The sequence below is a fragment of the Acinetobacter sp. YH12068_T genome, from assembly GCF_024606005.1.
Lineage (GTDB): Bacteria > Pseudomonadota > Gammaproteobacteria > Pseudomonadales > Moraxellaceae > Acinetobacter > Acinetobacter amyesii.
The window spans coordinates 23,806-40,051 of sequence record NZ_CP094556.1 but is presented as its reverse complement, the minus strand read 5'-3'; the positions used below and the strand labels follow the sequence as shown (position 1 = coordinate 40,051).

Annotated in this window: 16 protein-coding genes and 2 pseudogenes; 11 read left to right on the top strand and 7 right to left on the bottom strand. The window is 44.5% G+C overall.

Going from position 1 to position 16,246, the window contains the following annotated elements; all coding sequences use genetic code 11:
• Positions 1-60 precede the first annotated feature (60 nt).
• Positions 61-1,205, bottom strand: a protein-coding gene (locus MST18_RS15740) for an IS3 family transposase (protein ID WP_257250396.1) whose coding sequence is annotated in 2 segments (ribosomal slippage) — positions 61-941 and positions 941-1,205 — 1,146 coding nt in all. Because the reading frame shifts where the segments join, the coding sequence is not laid out codon by codon here.
• Positions 1,206-1,482: 277 nt separating this feature from the next.
• Here MST18_RS15740 and MST18_RS15735 point away from each other — a divergent pair.
• Positions 1,483-2,271 (top strand): aminoglycoside adenylyltransferase domain-containing protein, encoded by a 789-nt coding sequence (locus MST18_RS15735; protein WP_180134035.1) that lies wholly within the window; start codon positions 1,483-1,485, stop codon positions 2,269-2,271.
• A 126-nt stretch (positions 2,272-2,397) separates the two neighbouring features.
• Here the strand turns inward: MST18_RS15735 and MST18_RS15730 are convergent, their stop codons facing one another.
• Together MST18_RS15730 and MST18_RS15725 are read right to left on the bottom strand one after the other, a co-directional pair.
• Complete coding sequence (locus tag MST18_RS15730) at positions 2,398-2,856, bottom strand: DUF523 domain-containing protein (RefSeq protein ID WP_077170035.1); 459 nt, start codon at positions 2,854-2,856, stop codon at positions 2,398-2,400.
• Between the two features lie 234 nt (positions 2,857-3,090).
• A protein-coding gene (locus tag MST18_RS15725) for an IS3 family transposase (protein WP_119285041.1) occupies positions 3,091-4,256 on the bottom strand; the annotation gives its coding sequence in 2 pieces (ribosomal slippage) (positions 3,091-3,998 and positions 3,998-4,256; 1,167 coding nt in all).
• Between the two features lie 65 nt (positions 4,257-4,321).
• On the opposite strand from MST18_RS15725, the pseudogene MST18_RS15720 reads away from it, so the two are divergent.
• Together MST18_RS15720 and MST18_RS15715 are read left to right on the top strand one after the other, a co-directional pair.
• A pseudogene (locus MST18_RS15720) lies at positions 4,322-4,654 on the top strand (IS6-like element IS26 family transposase); the annotation flags it as partial.
• 39 nt (positions 4,655-4,693) lie between these two features.
• On the top strand, positions 4,694-5,095 hold the full coding sequence (locus tag MST18_RS15715) for a LysR substrate-binding domain-containing protein (RefSeq protein WP_001183556.1): 402 nt from the start codon (positions 4,694-4,696) through the stop codon (positions 5,093-5,095).
• Between the two features lie 136 nt (positions 5,096-5,231).
• Here the strand turns inward: MST18_RS15715 and MST18_RS15710 are convergent, their stop codons facing one another.
• Positions 5,232-6,047, bottom strand: coding sequence for an APH(3')-I family aminoglycoside O-phosphotransferase (locus MST18_RS15710; protein ID WP_000018323.1), 816 nt, complete (start codon positions 6,045-6,047; stop codon positions 5,232-5,234).
• A gap of 129 nt (positions 6,048-6,176) precedes the next feature.
• Between MST18_RS15710 and MST18_RS15705 the strand changes: the two genes are divergently transcribed.
• The 7 genes from MST18_RS15705 to mph all read left to right on the top strand — a co-directional run bounded on the left by MST18_RS15705 (position 6,177) and on the right by mph (position 13,275).
• Positions 6,177-6,881, top strand: a complete 705-nt coding sequence (locus tag MST18_RS15705) for an IS6-like element IS26 family transposase (RefSeq protein WP_001067855.1) — start codon at positions 6,177-6,179, stop codon at positions 6,879-6,881.
• A gap of 72 nt (positions 6,882-6,953) precedes the next feature.
• Positions 6,954-7,547 (top strand): tyrosine-type recombinase/integrase, encoded by a 594-nt coding sequence (locus MST18_RS15700; RefSeq protein ID WP_205779272.1) that lies wholly within the window; start codon positions 6,954-6,956, stop codon positions 7,545-7,547.
• Between the two features lie 189 nt (positions 7,548-7,736).
• The gene (locus MST18_RS15695; protein ID WP_024160783.1) at positions 7,737-8,903 is read left to right on the top strand and encodes a tetracycline-inactivating monooxygenase Tet(X3); all 1,167 of its coding nucleotides are present in this window, start codon (positions 7,737-7,739) and stop codon (positions 8,901-8,903) included.
• A 148-nt stretch (positions 8,904-9,051) separates the two neighbouring features.
• On the top strand, positions 9,052-9,789 hold the full coding sequence (locus tag MST18_RS15690; protein ID WP_001366550.1) for a recombinase family protein: 738 nt from the start codon (positions 9,052-9,054) through the stop codon (positions 9,787-9,789).
• Positions 9,786-10,010 (top strand): hypothetical protein, encoded by a 225-nt coding sequence (locus MST18_RS15685; RefSeq protein ID WP_000743213.1) that lies wholly within the window; start codon positions 9,786-9,788, stop codon positions 10,008-10,010. Before MST18_RS15690 ends, MST18_RS15685 begins: the two co-directional genes overlap by 4 nt.
• 210 nt (positions 10,011-10,220) lie before the next feature.
• Positions 10,221-11,714: an IS91-like element ISVsa3 family transposase gene (locus MST18_RS15680; RefSeq protein WP_015344975.1), complete on the top strand. Its 1,494-nt coding sequence runs from the start codon at positions 10,221-10,223 to the stop codon at positions 11,712-11,714.
• Positions 11,715-12,387: 673 nt separating this feature from the next.
• Positions 12,388-13,275 carry an Mph(E)/Mph(G) family macrolide 2'-phosphotransferase gene (gene mph, locus MST18_RS15675; protein ID WP_071830579.1) on the top strand — a complete coding sequence of 296 codons (888 nt, stop codon included), beginning with the start codon at positions 12,388-12,390 and terminating at the stop codon, positions 13,273-13,275.
• Between the two features lie 73 nt (positions 13,276-13,348).
• On the opposite strand, the gene MST18_RS15670 is transcribed toward mph, so the two are convergent.
• From MST18_RS15670 to sul2, 3 genes and pseudogenes are all read right to left on the bottom strand, one after another.
• Positions 13,349-13,813 carry an ATP-binding protein gene (locus MST18_RS15670; protein WP_071830580.1) on the bottom strand — a complete coding sequence of 155 codons (465 nt, stop codon included), beginning with the start codon at positions 13,811-13,813 and terminating at the stop codon, positions 13,349-13,351.
• A gap of 67 nt (positions 13,814-13,880) precedes the next feature.
• Positions 13,881-14,123, bottom strand: a pseudogene (glmM, locus tag MST18_RS15665) (phosphoglucosamine mutase); the annotation flags it as partial.
• Between the two features lie 86 nt (positions 14,124-14,209).
• Positions 14,210-15,025: a sulfonamide-resistant dihydropteroate synthase Sul2 gene (sul2, locus tag MST18_RS15660; protein ID WP_001043260.1), complete on the bottom strand. Its 816-nt coding sequence runs from the start codon at positions 15,023-15,025 to the stop codon at positions 14,210-14,212.
• Between the two features lie 89 nt (positions 15,026-15,114).
• On the opposite strand from sul2, the gene MST18_RS15655 reads away from it, so the two are divergent.
• Positions 15,115-16,205 (top strand): IS4-like element ISAba1 family transposase gene (locus MST18_RS15655; RefSeq protein ID WP_085940648.1). Its coding sequence is split into 2 segments (ribosomal slippage): positions 15,115-15,655 and positions 15,655-16,205, totalling 1,092 coding nucleotides; the frame shifts between segments, so codons are not numbered across the junction.
• The last annotated feature ends 41 nt before the right edge of the window (positions 16,206-16,246 follow it).

Here is a 16,246-nt window from a genome sequence, read left to right as displayed (position 1 = left end):
GAGGTGGTTCCACTTGTTTGAACAACTAAAAGCGTATTTATAAGTGATATTCCGCTCTAGTTAAGCCACCTTGTTTTGTTGGGGTAGCTGATCATAGTAAAACTCATTTGGTGTCATTTTGTCTAGACTCGAATGAGGTCGTTTCAGATTATAAAACTCAAAATATGCACTCAATTGCTTTTTCGCATCTGTGACACTGCTATAAGCTTTGAGATACACCTCTTCATATTTAACGCTCCGCCATAATCGTTCAACCATCACATTATCTACCCATCGACCTTTACCATCCATACTGATTTGAATGCCATTTGATTTCAATACATCAATAAATGCATCACTGGTGAACTGACTGCCTTGGTCTGTATTCAATATTTCAGGTGATCCATATTTTTCAATCGCTTCATTTAAAGCCGAAATACAAAAATCCACCTCCATACTAATCGATACCCTATGCGCAAGTACCTTGCGGCTATGCCAATCAATCACAGCACATAAATAAACAAAGCCTTTTGCCATAGGGATATACGTTATATCCGTAGACCACACTTGATTACTGCGCTGAATAGCCAATCCTTTGAGCAGATATGGATATTTACGGTGAGCTTGATTAGCCTGGCTTAAATTTGGTTTGCAATATAACGCCTGAATACCCATTTTCTTCATTAAAGTACGTGTATGACGTCGTCCTATATGATGCCCTTGACGATTCAACAAATCACGCATCATACGACTGCCTGCAAAAGGATATTGCATATGTAATTCATCAATACATCGCATCAGCTTCAGATCTGATGAGCTAACAGGTTTTGGGCGATAATAATAACAACCACGAGAGACTTTCAGTAACTTAGCTTGTTTAGATACTGAAATCTGAAGTGAGTGATCGATTAACTTTTGTGGTTGAAGCGGCCCAGTTTCTTCAACACACCTTCTAAAAAATCAATTTCTAATGCCTGCTCACCGATTTTTGCATGTAACTTTTTAAGATCAATGGGAGGTTCTGATGGAGCTTTTGATTGATCGAAAGCTTGTGAGGAAGCTGAGATCAATTGATTTTTCCAGTCAATAATTTGGTTTTGATGAACATCAAACTCAGAACTCAATTCAGCAAGTGTTTTTTCTGCTTTGATCGCAGCAAGTGCTACCTTAGTCTTAAAGTCGTTTGAATGATTTCTTCTTGGTCTACGTGCCATAAAATACTCCATATATTGATGTTTATAACATCATTTGAGGAGCAGAGTATCACTTATAGGAGTTGTTCAAATTTCCGGATCCATCTCTAAGTGAGGAGGAAATGACTCTTACTATTCAGATGTTGTTTCAAGCTTTTTTTGATTGATAGAGTTTTATGTATTAAACTCTATATTGAAAGTAAATATATTGTAAAAATAGTATGTTATTTACTAATTGATTAAATTATTTACACTTATTCTGTATAATGCTCTATGAATTCATTACTTATTTTTTTAAATTAAAAATCATATGCAAAGCTTAAATGATGAAGAGTGTCGCCAAGTTGAAAGTGTAAAACAGCTTTTACAAAAAAATTTTAAAGATAAGCTTTATGCTATTTATTTATATGGTTCGTATGTTGATGGTGGTTTAAAACATAAAAGTGATCTTGATATTTTAGTTATTATTGAACGTGAAATTACCGATCAGGAAAGAAAACAATTAGCGCAGAATTTTCTAAATATATCTGTTCCGATTGGTCATGCTACAGCGCGTGCCTTAGAAATTACGATATTAGAAAAAGGGAGTATTACCAATAAAAATCATCCATATACATATCAGCTACAATATGGCGAGTGGTTGAGAGAAGAATTACTCAAAGGTGAATTACTTTATAGTCAATCTGATCCAGATATTAGTATTTTACTTAAAACTGCCCAATTACATAACATTACTATCTTTGGACCTGATATTTGCGATTGGTTAAATCCAATTAGCTATGAACAATTAATATTTGCCATGCAAAAAACTTATCCACAAATTATTGCTCATTGGAAAGACGATCAGGATGAATGTAATCAAATTTTAGCGCTATGCCGTATAGCTTATACATTAGATCATAAAACAATAGTTACCAAGGATGTTGCTGCGACATGGTTTTTAGAATTCTTAAGTCAGATAGATCAAGACATTTTGCAACTCATAATAGATGAATATATTGGGCAAGGTCATGAGCAATGTTGGTTAGTTTTACATGATCAGCTTGCTAAAATTGTTAAAGAATTACAGCATAAAATTGAACCACTACTTTTTAACTGATGTGGAAGTAATGGATATGCTTCTTAGATTATTACCTCACTATATCTCTAAATACCGAAGAGACTTGATATTGCAAAGGGGGGCGTGGTTGGAGTTGCATGAAGATTTTAAATAAAAGCGGAGGAACTAGGGTAAAAGTTGCCAAAAAGTTTCTTCTGAAATGACTTTTATATTATGACGTTTAAGCAAAGCGGAGGTAACTCCATTGCCATAGATCTTATTCCCATTAAATTGACCATCGTAAATCATTGAACTACCACATGAAGGGCTATTTTCTTTAAGCACTACCAGAGTAGCTTTTAATAATTGAACTTTTTTTAAAGTTCTATATGCCCCTTCAATATAGATTGAAGTCACATCCTTTCCTGATTTTTCAATTACACAGGCTTTTCCATCTAAGACATCATCGCCATTACCTCCCGAAATCTCGGCAGGTTCGCGTGGTGTTGATAAACCGCCAAGAATCTCTGGACATACCATAGTAGCTTTTCCATCTTTGACTAATTTTTCGATTTTTTCGTTTAAGCTATGCGTCCCGTTATAACGTACCTTTAAGCCAGCCAGACAAGAACTTACTAAAATCATATTTCCTCTATGAAAAAGATATGTATCGATTTGCTATTTAGCCAGTACCTATTATTTTTTAAAATTAATAGGTTAGTGCTATGGATAAAACAAGAATTTAAATATGATCAATGCAAAGTGAGTTATTTTTTTTCTAACCCACAAAGCTTATAGATTAGTTTGATCCTTTTTGTTTAGAAAATTTATCAACAGTGATGTGTGCTGAATTAGCAGGAGACTTTCACTTGAGAGATTCTAGGCAGCTAACCGATAAAAGTCTTCTGCCATTTGATTTGGTGTCTTAAAATCCAAGCCTTTTTGAATTCTTCGCTGATTATAAAATAACTCTATATATTTTGTAATATCCGCTTTGGCTTCTTCCCTTGTTTTGTAGTTGCGATGATGGACTAGTTCATTTTTGAGTATGCCCCAGAAACTCTCTATCGGTGCATTATCAAAGCAGTCGCCTTTTTTGCTCATTGAACCCTGAAAATCAAATTTCTCAAGTAAGTTTCGATATTCATTACTGCAATATTGGCTGCCTCTATCTGAATGTACAATGAGATCTTTAGCAGGTTTCTGATTGCGAATAGCCATATTCAATGCATCACAAACAAGCTTGGCTGTCATGCGCTCATTTAAGCTATAGCCAACAACCTGTTTCGTGTAAAGATCTTTGACAGCTGCCAAGTACAACCAGCCCTCAGCCGTCCAAATGTAGGTAATGTCACTCGACCACGCAAGATTAGGCTTCGTCATTGAAAACTGTTGCTTGAGTAAATTGTCATAAATAGAACGGTTGTGATCACTGTTCGTGGTTCTTTTGAAACGCTTATGGCGCTTACAATACAACTGATTTGATTTTTTTATTTGGCGCACAGCATACGTACTTATTTTGATACCTTGCGCTTGTAAATGCTTGGTTAATCGAACATAGCCATAGCTTTGTTTGGTTTCTTCATGGGCTATTTTGACCAAAATTGTCTGCTGATTTCGCTGAATTGATCTTTTACTCATGCCTCGCTTTAGCCAATCATAAAAGCGAGAAACGGATACACGAAGTAATCGAGCCATTAAAATAATCGGAAATAAGTGGCTTTGCGATTTCATATAGGCGTACCTCACTGACTTTCTTTGGCAAAGTACGCTGCTGCCTTTTTTAAAAATTCACGTTCCATTTCAGCTGTTTTGAGCTGTTGTTTAAGCTTCTTATTTTCTTCGAGTAAGGCGTTTAGATCGGGCGAATACTGTTTTGTGCCTGCTAAAGTTCCAGCCTTTGCTTTGTTATTCCAGTTCGAAAGGGTTTGCATTGAAATGCCAAGTTGTCTAGCGGATTCCGATACATTACCTTGGTTCTCTTCAATGGCTTTTATGGCTTCAGCTTTAAATTCTGCGGTGTAAGTCTTCTGTTTCTTGCTCATGGTAAACTCCTAATGAGTATGTATAGTTTACCAAGTTAAACCCTCCTGTTTTTTAAGCACACATCAACATGAAGAAGTGGCAGATCCCGCGATTCATCAACACGGATAAAGCGCCCGCCTATGGTCGCGCGCTTGCTCTGCTCAAACGCGAAGGCCGGTGCCCGTCTGACGTTGAACACCGACAGATTAAGTACCGGAACAACGTGATTGAATGCGATCATGGCAAACTGAAACGGATAATCGGCGCCACGCTGGGATTTAAATCCATGAAGACGGCTTACGCCACCATCAAAGGTATTGAGGTGATGCGTGCACTACGCAAAGGCCAGGCCTCAGCATTTTATTATGGTGATCCCCTGGGCGAAATGCGCCTGGTAAGCAGAGTTTTTGAAATGTAAGGCCTTTGAATAAGACAAAAGGCTGCCTCATCGCTAACTTTGCAACAGTGCCATTTTAAGCGTTATGCTAAGCCCAGGAAGCCGCAGGATCTTTTGAACCACAACTGCATTAACGTCCGCTATTCTGATACGAGTGGATTGTACGCCTGGGAATTCGAGAAAGATGCTCAGAAATTCAGTCTGAAAGTCAAAGGGCAATATATTGCGAACAGCACGATTCATCAGCTCGATGCAGCATTAGACGGGCTGGGGATTGCCTATATTCCCGAGTATGTTGCAGATGGATATATCAAAAGCGGCAAGCTGATTGCTGTTCTGACCGAGTGGTGTCCATATTTTGACGGCTACCATATTTATTATCCTCACCGCCGACAGGATTCTCCTGCGTTTATGGCTTTTCTGCAAGTTTTGCGTGACAGGTACAATAATGGAATAAGATAAATTTATGAGTAAAGGATTATGTCCACGATAAGCACCTGGGTCGATTCCTGGGAGGCGGCCATGAGGGTAGGGAAGCGCCGTCCCGTCAAGTCAGCGTAATGCTCTGCCAGTGTTACAACCAATTAACCAATTCTGATTAGAAAAACTCATCGAGCATCAAATGAAACTGCAATTTATTCATATCAGGATTATCAATACCATATTTTTGAAAAAGCCGTTTCTGTAATGAAGGAGAAAACTCACCGAGGCAGTTCCATAGGATGGCAAGATCCTGGTATCGGTCTGCGATTCCGACTCGTCCAACATCAATACAACCTATTAATTTCCCCTCGTCAAAAATAAGGTTATCAAGTGAGAAATCACCATGAGTGACGACTGAATCCGGTGAGAATGGCAAAAGCTTATGCATTTCTTTCCAGACTTGTTCAACAGGCCAGCCATTACGCTCGTCATCAAAATCACTCGCATCAACCAAACCGTTATTCATTCGTGATTGCGCCTGAGCGAGACGAAATGCGCGATCGCTGTTAAAAGGACAATTACAAACAGGAATCGAATGCAACCGGCGCAGGAACGCTGCCAGCGCATCAACAATATTTTCACCTGAATCAGGATATTCTTCTAATACCTGGAATGCTGTTTTCCCGGGGATCGCAGTGGTGAGTAACCATGCATCATCAGGAGTACGGATAAAATGCTTGATGGTCGGAAGAGGCATAAATGCCGTCAGCCAGTTTAGTCTGACCATCTCATCTGTAACATCATTGGCAACGCTACCTTTGCCATGTTTCAGAAACAACTCTGGCGCATCGGGCTTCCCATACAATCGATAGATTGTCGCACCTGATTGCCCGACATTATCGCGAGCCCATCTATACCCATATAAATCAGCATCCAGGTTGGAATTTAATCGCGGCCTCGAGCAAGACGTTTCCCGTTGAATATGGCTCATAACACCCCTTGTATTACTGTTTATGTAAGCAGACAGTTTTATTGTTCATGATGATATATTTTTATCGGCACTGTTGCAAATAGTCGGTGGTGATAAACTTATCATCCCCTTTTGCTGATGGAGCTGCACATGAACCCATTCAAAGGCCGGCATTTTCAGCGTGACATCATTCTGTGGGCCGTACGCTGGTACTGCAAATACGGCATCAGTTACCGTGAGCTGCAGGAGATGCTGGCTGAACGCGGAGTGAATGTCGATCACTCCACGATTTACCGCTGGGTTCAGCGTTATGCGCCTGAAATGGAAAAACGGCTGCGCTGGTACTGGCGTAACCCTTCCGATCTTTGCCCGTGGCACATGGATGAAACCTACGTGAAGGTCAATGGCCGCTGGGCGTATCTGTACCGGGCCGTCGACAGCCGGGGCCGCACTGTCGATTTTTATCTCTCCTCCCGTCGTAACAGCAAAGCTGCATACCGGTTTCTGGGTAAAATCCTCAACAACGTGAAGAAGTGGCAGATCCCGCGATTCATCAACACGGATAAAGCGCCCGCCTATGGTCGCGCGCTTGCTCTGCTCAAACGCGAAGGCCGGTGCCCGTCTGACGTTGAACACCGACAGATTAAGTACCGGAACAACGTGATTGAATGCGATCATGGCAAACTGAAACGGATAATCGGCGCCACGCTGGGATTTAAATCCATGAAGACGGCTTACGCCACCATCAAAGGTATTGAGGTGATGCGTGCACTACGCAAAGGCCAGGCCTCAGCATTTTATTATGGTGATCCCCTGGGCGAAATGCGCCTGGTAAGCAGAGTTTTTGAAATGTAAGGCCTTTGAATAAGACAAAAGGCTGCCTCATCGCTAACTTTGCAACAGTGCCAGTTTTATTACGAACGTGTTTTGGGTGGACAACGGAAAACATATTTCATCGAAAGACCAAAAAAAGAAAAAACACTTCCTGTTGTGATGAGTGAAGAAGAAACCATTCGGGTACTACGCGCTATTGAAAACGTGAAACACAAGGCTATTCTGATGACTATTTATTCGGCAGGTTTGCGCATTTCTGAATGTATAAACCTGAAAATAAAAGACATTGACTCCAAGCGCATGCAAATTCGTATAGAACAGTCAAAAGGAAAAAGAGATCGTTATACCATTTTATCTGAGAAAACATTAATTATTTTAAGAACATACTTTATGGAATATAAACCAAAAGATTATTTATTTGAAGGTCAAAAAGGTGGCGCATACTCAAGCCGAAGTATTCAAAACATTTTTAAAGCAGCTGTTTTAAAAGCAAAGATTCAAAAGGAAGTTACTGTACATACCTTACGACATAGCTTTGCAACGCATTTGCTTGAGAATGGTACGAGTTTACGTTATATTCAATCGTTGTTAGGTCATTCAAGCAGTAAAACAACTGAGGTTTATACACATATTACCACCAAGGGAATGGAACAATTAAAAAGTCCGATGGATTTGTTAGATATATAGAAAGGATTTGTATATTTGAGCAAAACTTAACAAAAAGCACTATGAATATAAATCCTTTTGAGAGAGTAGAAACGAACGGTAAACGGTTGAAAACGGATTTGTCACTGATAATGAAAGGTTTAGCAAAATAAGATATAGTGGATATATACGCCATTTGGCGTATAGCCACTTGTTATGTGCCATTTTTGAATGACAATGCGAATAGATACGGACAAACAAATGAATTTACTTAGTGATAAGAACGTTGCAATAATTGGTGGTGGACCCGTTGGACTGACTATGGCAAAATTATTACAGCAAAACGGCATAGACGTTTCAGTTTACGAAAGAGACAACGACCGAGAGGCAAGAATTTTTGGTGGAACCCTTGACCTACACAAAGGTTCAGGTCAGGAAGCAATGAAAAAAGCGGGATTGTTACAAACTTATTATGACTTAGCCTTACCAATGGGTGTAAATATTGCTGATGAAAAAGGCAATATTTTATCCACAAAAAATGTAAAGCCCGAAAATCGATTTGACAATCCTGAAATAAACAGAAATGACTTAAGGGCTATCTTGTTGAATAGTTTAGAAAACGACACGGTTATTTGGGATAGAAAACTTGTTATGCTTGAACCTGGTAAGAAGAAGTGGACACTAACTTTTGAGAATAAACCGAGTGAAACAGCAGATTTGGTTATTCTTGCCAATGGTGGAATGTCGAAAATAAGGAGCTTTGTTACCGACACGCAAGTTGAAGAAACCGGTACTTTCAACATCCAAGCTGATATTCTTCAACCGGAAATAAACTGTCCCGGATTTTTTCAGCTATGCAACGGCAACCGATTAATGGCGGGACATCAGGGCATTTTATTGTTTGCCAATCCCAATAATAATGGTGCATTGTATTTAGGAATTAGTTTTAAAACGCCCGATGAATGGAAAAATAAAATTCCCTTAGATTTTCAGGACAGAAACAGCGTTGCCGATTTTTTATTGAAAAGATTTTCCAAATGGAGTGAAGTTTACAAACAATTAATACGTTCGGTATCAACATTTCAATGCTTGCCCACAAGGAAATTTCCTTTGAACAATGATTGGAAAAGTAACCGTCCATTACCCATAACAATGATTGGCGATGCTGCTCATTTGATGTCGCCTTTTGCAGGACAGGGTGTAAATACGGGATTATTGGATGCTTTGATATTGTCTGAAAACCTTACAAACGGAGAATTTACAAGTATTGAAAATGCCATCGAAAACTACGAACAACAAATGTTTGTTTATGCAAAAGATACGCAGGACGAATCGACAGAAAACGAAACCGAAATGTTTAGTCCCAATTTTTCGTTTCAAAAATTATTGAATCTATAAACAGTAAGAAAAAACGGCTACTAACAAGCAGTTTTGCAATAGTGGGGCAGAAGTGCAAAATTGAACTTGTGTGCTTCTATCAACTTTTGTACATTAGCTGCCAGTTTAAGATGGGTGCATTTGAGTATGCCCAAAGGAGCCCGCAAGTATGCGCAGGACGAAGCCAGTAGCCGCGCCGATGGTGGCGCGGGTCTATCTGCGCGTCAGCACCGACGCGCAGGACTTGGAACGCCAAGAGGCGATCACTACGGCCGCGAAGGCCGCCGGCTACTACGTCGCCGGCATCTACCGTGAGAAGGCATCCGGCGCACGCGCCGACCGGCCTGAGCTGCTGCGCATGATCGGCGACCTACAGCCCGGCGAGGTGGTCATTGCCGAGAAGATCGACCGCATCAGCCGCCTACCTTTGCCCGAGGCCGAGCGCCTGGTGGCCTCGATACAGGCCAAAGGCGCACGCCTGGCCGTCCCTGGCGTGGTCGATCTATCCGACCTGGCGGCCGAGGCCCAGGGCGTCGCCAAGATCGTGCTGGAAGCCGTGCAGATCATGCTTTTTCGCCTGGCCTTGCAGATGGCCCGCGACGACTACGAGGACAGGCGCGAACGCCAGCGCCAAGGCATTGAGTTGGCCCGCCAGGCCGGGCGGTACAAGGGCCGCCGTGCTGATCCGAAGCGCCGCGCCCAAGTTGTCGCGCTGCGCAAGTCCGGCTACAGCATCAACAAGACCGCCGAGCTGGCCGGGTACAGTGCGGCCCAGGTGAAACGGATATGGGCCGAGGTCAGCCAGGCCGAAGCGAAGCAGCACGGCGCGTTCGTGGAGGACGCATTGACGGAAGCCGATGCCCTGGCCGCTGTCGGCCAGGATGAGCGCCAGGAGGAAAGGGCATGAAGAAGCCGAACCAAGACGACGAGCCGTTTTTCATCACCGAGGAGATTGCGGCCGAAATGATCGCCGGCGGCTATGAGTTCGAGCTGCCGCCCATTCCTTGCACCATCCGCCTACGCGACGTGCTGGAGCGCATGACCGATGCTGAGCTAGCATTGCAGCCGGGCGAGATCGCCGACCAGGAGCGTGAACGCTGCCGGCGCAAGCCGTGTTCAACCTCATGATCTGGTCATGGTATTTTTCATGGCACTGAGCCTGATAGTTCTTGCAAATTGTTGTCACTAAAGGGTTTTGTGTGCTTGTTTACAATCGAGTGGGAGTGACGGGCACTGGCTGGCAATGTCTAGCAACGGCAGGCATTTCGGCTGAGGGTAAAAGAACTTTCCGCTAAGCGATAGACTGTATGTAAACACAGTATTGCAAGGACGCGGAACATGCCTCATGTGGCGGCCAGGACGGCCAGCCGGGATCGGGATACTGGTCGTTACCAGAGCCACCGACCCGAGCAAACCCTTCTCTATCAGATCGTTGACGAGTATTACCCGGCATTCGCTGCGCTTATGGCAGAGCAGGGAAAGGAATTGCCGGGCTATGTGCAACGGGAATTTGAAGAATTTCTCCAATGCGGGCGGCTGGAGCATGGCTTTCTACGGGTTCGCTGCGAGTCTTGCCACGCCGAGCACCTGGTCGCTTTCAGCTGTAAGCGTCGCGGTTTCTGCCCGAGCTGTGGGGCGCGGCGGATGGCCGAAAGTGCCGCCTTGCTGGTTGATGAAGTACTGCCTGAACAACCCATGCGTCAGTGGGTGTTGAGCTTCCCGTTTCAGCTGCGTTTCCTGTTTGCCAGCCGGCCCGAGATCATGGGGTGGGTGCTGGGCATCGTTTACCGCGTCATTGCCACGCACCTGGTCAAGAAAGCGGGCCATACCCACCAAGTGGCCAAGACGGGCGCGGTCACCCTGATCCAGCGTTTTGGATCGGCGCTCAATCTGAATGTTCACTTCCACATGCTGTTTCTCGACGGTGTGTATGTCGAGCAATCCCACGGCTCAGCGCGTTTCCGCTGGGTCAAGGCGCCGACCAGCCCAGAGCTCACCCAGCTGACGCACACCATCGCCCACCGGGTGGGTCGCTATCTGGAACGGCAAGGCCTGCTGGAACGGGATGTCGAAAACAGCTATCTGGCCTCGGATGCGGTGGATGACGACCCGATGACACCCCTGCTGGGGCACTCGATCACTTACCGTATCGCTGTCGGTTCACAGGCGGGGCGAAAGGTGTTCACTTTGCAAACTCTGCCGACCAGTGGTGATCCGTTCGGTGACGGGATTGGCAAGGTAGCCGGGTTCAGCCTGCACGCCGGCGTGGCGGCCAGGGCCGATGAACGCAAGAAGCTCGAACGGCTGTGCCGGTACATCAGCCGCCCGGCGGTATCCGAGAAGCGGCTGTCGTTAACACGAGGCGGCAACGTGCGCTACCAGCTCAAGACGCCGTACCGGGACGGCACCACGCACGTCATTTTCGAACCATTGGATTTCATTGCAAGGCTGGCCGCCCTGGTACCGAAGCCCAGAGTCAACCTAACCCGCTTCCACGGGGTGTTCGCACCCAACAGTCGGCACCGGGCGTTGGTCACGCCGGCAAAACGGGGCAGGGGCAACAAGGTCAGGGTGGCTGATGAACCGGCAACACCAGCACAACGGCGAGCGTCGATGACATGGGCGCAACGGCTCAAGCGTGTTTTCAATATCGACATCGAGACCTGCAGCGGCTGCGGCGGCGCCATGAAAGTCATCGCCTGCATTGAAGACCCTATAGTGATCAAGCAGATCCTTGATCACCTGAAGCACAAAGCCGAAACCAGCGGGACCAGGGCGTTACCCGAAAGCCGGGCGCCACCGGCTGAGCTGCTCCTGGGTCTGTTTGACTGACGAGCCTGAAGGCCAACGATACCAATCAAAATGCTGCGTTCACAGCGCCGCGGCAGGGATCCGCCGTGCTGGTTGTCGGAAAAGGAGCCGCTAGTGGGAAAGAGGAGGGTAAATTTTCAGCGTTGCTGGCTCCCCGTCAGCCGGATTGGGTTGCATCGCAGGGGTGTCGAAAGAGTCAACTGCGGTCCAAAGCTGTTGGACTTGGGTGAAAAGGGCGTTTATTCTTCCTATACGTGAACCGCATCCTACGGAATGAGTAACCCTTGCCCTATTGTGAGTAGAACGTCGTATAATTCAAACGAAAGCAGTTAATAGGTATGAAATATCACAGCACAAAAGAGCGACAGGACATGTTTAGATGATGTTATTATAAAATAATAACATCATGGATGAATAAAAAATAATTTTCTATCTTTACAACTATGTTATACTTCTATGATAAGGCTATGATGGCAAAGCCTTGGTTTTCCTAATCAAATAGTCGCCGAGATGGCTTCAATGCGACAGTAGGTCTACTGTCTCACAATTAATTCATGTATCAGATTTTTGTTCCCTGATGGGAAGTGTTATCCATACGAAAAGAATATGGGTAAAGTGTTACACCTGTATATGACATTCAGAATGTCCTGTCGGGGGAACTGGTACCAATTTAATAAAAGAAAACAGTATAGAAATGACAATCGAAGATATGCAAACATTAGCCCTAGAGCATGGGCTGAGAATTTCGGAAGAGATGAGCGTCAATGAGATGGGCATCGACTTTAGAGTTGCCTTTGTAAAGGAAGTAAACGGTGAGAACTGGGTACTCCGTATACCTCGAAGAAGCGATATGCTTGAACAAATCGAAAATGAAAGTAGAATATTGGATTTAGCCAAAAGAAACCTGTCGATCAATGTCCCTGATTGGAAAATTGTATCGGAGCGCCTAATAGCCTACCCTTTACTGGAGGATGCGCCTGCTCTGACATTCGATGCGATAACACATGAGGTTTCTTGGAACATAGATCGCGATAGCATAGCTTATGTGGAGTCTCTGGCAAAATCATTGGCCGAATTACATCGTATTACAGCTGACGATGTGAGAAAGAGCAACTTGAAAATAATGACTCCAAGTGAATTGAGGACCGAAATAGCTGACCGTATCCACTTGGTGAAATCTGAGATAGGTATCAGCGAGCCGTTGGAAAACAGATACCGTAGATGGTTGGACAATGACCCTTTGTGGCCTGAATTCACTTGTTTCATCCATGGCGATCTCTATGCAGGGCATGTCTTAACCTCGAAGGAAGGTAAGACCTCTGGTATCATAGATTGGTCTACTGCGCATATGGGTGATCCTGCACTGGACTTTTCTGGTCACGTATCGGTTTTTGGAGAGGATAGCCTGAAGAGTTTGATAACGGAGTATGCTAAACAAGGCGGAACGATATGGGATAGGCTCTACGAACAATCTATAGAGAGGGCTGCTGCAGCTCCATTAGCATATGGCGCTTTTGCGGTAGAGTGCAACGACGATAATCATATCAATGCCGCCAGAGCAGCCTTAGGTATTGTTCAATAAAATGATGTGAGGATACTTTTTTAAATGCTAAAATAGGAGTTCGATTGGTGCCACTTAAGAGTATCATTGATTTCTATTTTAGCCAGTATCCTCCACTTTTAGGAGCTCCTCGAAACTCGATTTTATGATCATCTCTTAAGATTTTGAGCCACCGCTCTACTATCTTGACAGGAACTAATAGCTCGTTTACTAAAAATGGTGCACGCTTTCCTGGATTAGTTCTTATCTGATTAAATAGTAGATTTACTCCCTCACTTACTCCCTCATTAGATTCGAAAAGTAGCTTTGATGAGACAATAACTCGAAAACCGTGCTGGAAATTTTCAAAGACAGGGGGACGCAGACCATAGGATGCGAAGCCTTCTTGGATTCGTTTGATGCCTGACCCATATTTTTCAATAAAATGCGCTTCTTTGAACGTGGCAGATATCCTTTTATTGCGCGCCCATGGCGAGTAATCTTCACGAAGAAGCTGATCAATCGTTAAGTTATCAGCTAAACCACCTGGATTGAAAAACTCTATGGAATTGTAATACACCCTGATTATGGAATCGGCAAATTAATTTGGACTTGGGTGAAAAGGGCGTTTATTCTTCCTATTACGTTGTCGGCAGCGGGCCAAAAAGGAATACGTCCATGCCCATCGAGGTGAAACCGGCTGTGAGCGCGGGTTCAAGCATATAGCCCGACAGGCGCGTATCCTTGCCGATCACGACACGATGGCGGTGGTCACCGCGACGAAAGACACGGCCAGCCGCCATGCCGACGCGCAAGGCGGTTTCCGCCGTCATCGCGCCTTCGTTGGCTTTGCCACGAATACCGTCTGTGCCGAAATATTTGCGCACCATAAGGTCGATTATCCTGTCGTCGGGTCGCCCTCAAAGGGGACATGCCTGCTGAACCGCGAATATAGAGAAATATCCCGAATGTGCAGTTAACGAATTCTTGCGGTTTCTTTCAGCGCCGCCAATACCGCCAGCCCGTCGCGCAAGGGGCGCGGCTCGTGTGTGCGGATGAAGTCAGCTCCACCTGCGGCGGCGGCAAGCTCTGCAGCGAGTGTCGCGGCCCCGACATCCCCCGGACCACGGCCTGTGAGCGCGCGCAGAAAGGATTTGCGCGAAACAGACAGAAGCACCGGCAAATCGAAGCGCAGCCGCAATTCATCGAACCGCGCCAGCACCGAGAGCGAGGTTTCGGGAGCAGCCCCCAGAAAAAACCCCATGCCGGGATCAAGGACAAGGCGGTTGCGTTTGATACCGGCACCCGTCAGCGCCGCGATGCGCGCGTCAAAGAACGCCGCAATGTGATCCATGATGTCGCCAGCGGGTGCCTCGCGCCGATCTGCCTGCCCGTCTTGCACCGAATGCATAACGACGAGTTTGGCAGATGATTTCGCCAATTGCGGATAGAACGCAGCGTCTGGAAAACCGCGAATATCATTGAGATAGGCCACACCACGCGACAAGGCATAGGCTTGCGTCGCGGGTTGATAACTGTCGAGCGAGACGGGAATGCCATCTGCCTTGAGCGCGTCCAGCACCGGCGCGATACGCGCGATTTCTGTGTCGGACGAAACAGGCGCGGCGTCGGGATTGCTGGATGCCGGACCGAGGTCGATCACATCTGCCCCCTCGGCCATCAGCTTACGCGCCTGCGCAATGGCTGCGTCTGGCGCCAGATACCGGCCTCCATCGGAGAAACTGTCCGAGGTTATGTTGACGATGCCGAAAATGATGAGCGATTTATTCATGGGGGCTTCTATAATAATCTCTGTACACGACAAAAATAGATAACTCATTGAAATAATGTCACAATAATTGTTTTCTAACGACGAATACTATGACACATCTCAATGAGTTATATCTTATCTTAAACAAATCTCTAAAATGGAACAAGTCACATTTAAAGTGCTTTGCGCTCATCATGCTTGTGATTATTTTAAAGCAAACATGTAATCTTTCTTCTGCATCTAAAGCCTTGCCCATCAAGTGTTTACCACAATCATTTTATCGACGTATGCAGCGCTTCTTTGCAGGTCAGTATTTTGATTATCGTCAAATTTCTCAGTTGATTTTCAATATGTTTTCATTCGACCAAGTGCAACTGACTTTAGATAGAACCAATTGGAAATGGGGAAAACGAAATATTAATATCCTGATGCTCGCAATCGTTTATCGTGGAATAGCGATACCTATCCTTTGGACATTGCTTAATAAACGTGGAAATTCAGATACGAAAGAGCGTATTGCTTTGATTCAACGCTTTATAGCCATTTTTGGTAAAGACCGTATTGTGAATGTGTTCGCAGACAGAGAGTTTATCGGTGAGCAGTGGTTTACATGGTTAATTGAACAAGACATCAACTTCTGCATTCGTGTTAAAAAAACTTCATTGTCACCAATCATTTAGGAAAGAATCATAAAATTAGTGATTTATTTCGCCATCTTAAAGTTGGTCAAATTGAATGTCGTAAACGACGGATTTTGGTTGGTCGGGTGAAACTATATATAAGTGCACTACAGTTAGAAAATGGAGAGCTTTTACTCGTCGTTTCTCCTCAGTTTAATGCCAATGCTATTCAGGATTATGCATTACGCTGGGAAATTGAAACCTTATTCAGTTGTCTCAAAGGACGCGGGTTTAATCTTGAAAATACGCGCTTGACAGACCCTAGACGAGTGAAAAAATTGATTGCGGTGTTAGCTATAAGCTTCTGTTGGTGTTACTTAACGGGTGAATGGCAACATAATCAAAAAAAAGCGATAAAAATAAAGAAGCATGGACGACTCTCAATGAGTTTATTTCGCTATGGTTTAGACTATGTTCAAATGGCGATTCAGCGTTTAATTGGTTTTGGGAAAAAAGAAGAGTTTAAGGAAATTTTGGCAATTTTAAGAAAGCAGAATCCTGATAGGATAAGGGTTCTGTGAAATTTGTCGTGTACAGAGTATAATAATAATAATCGAGCATG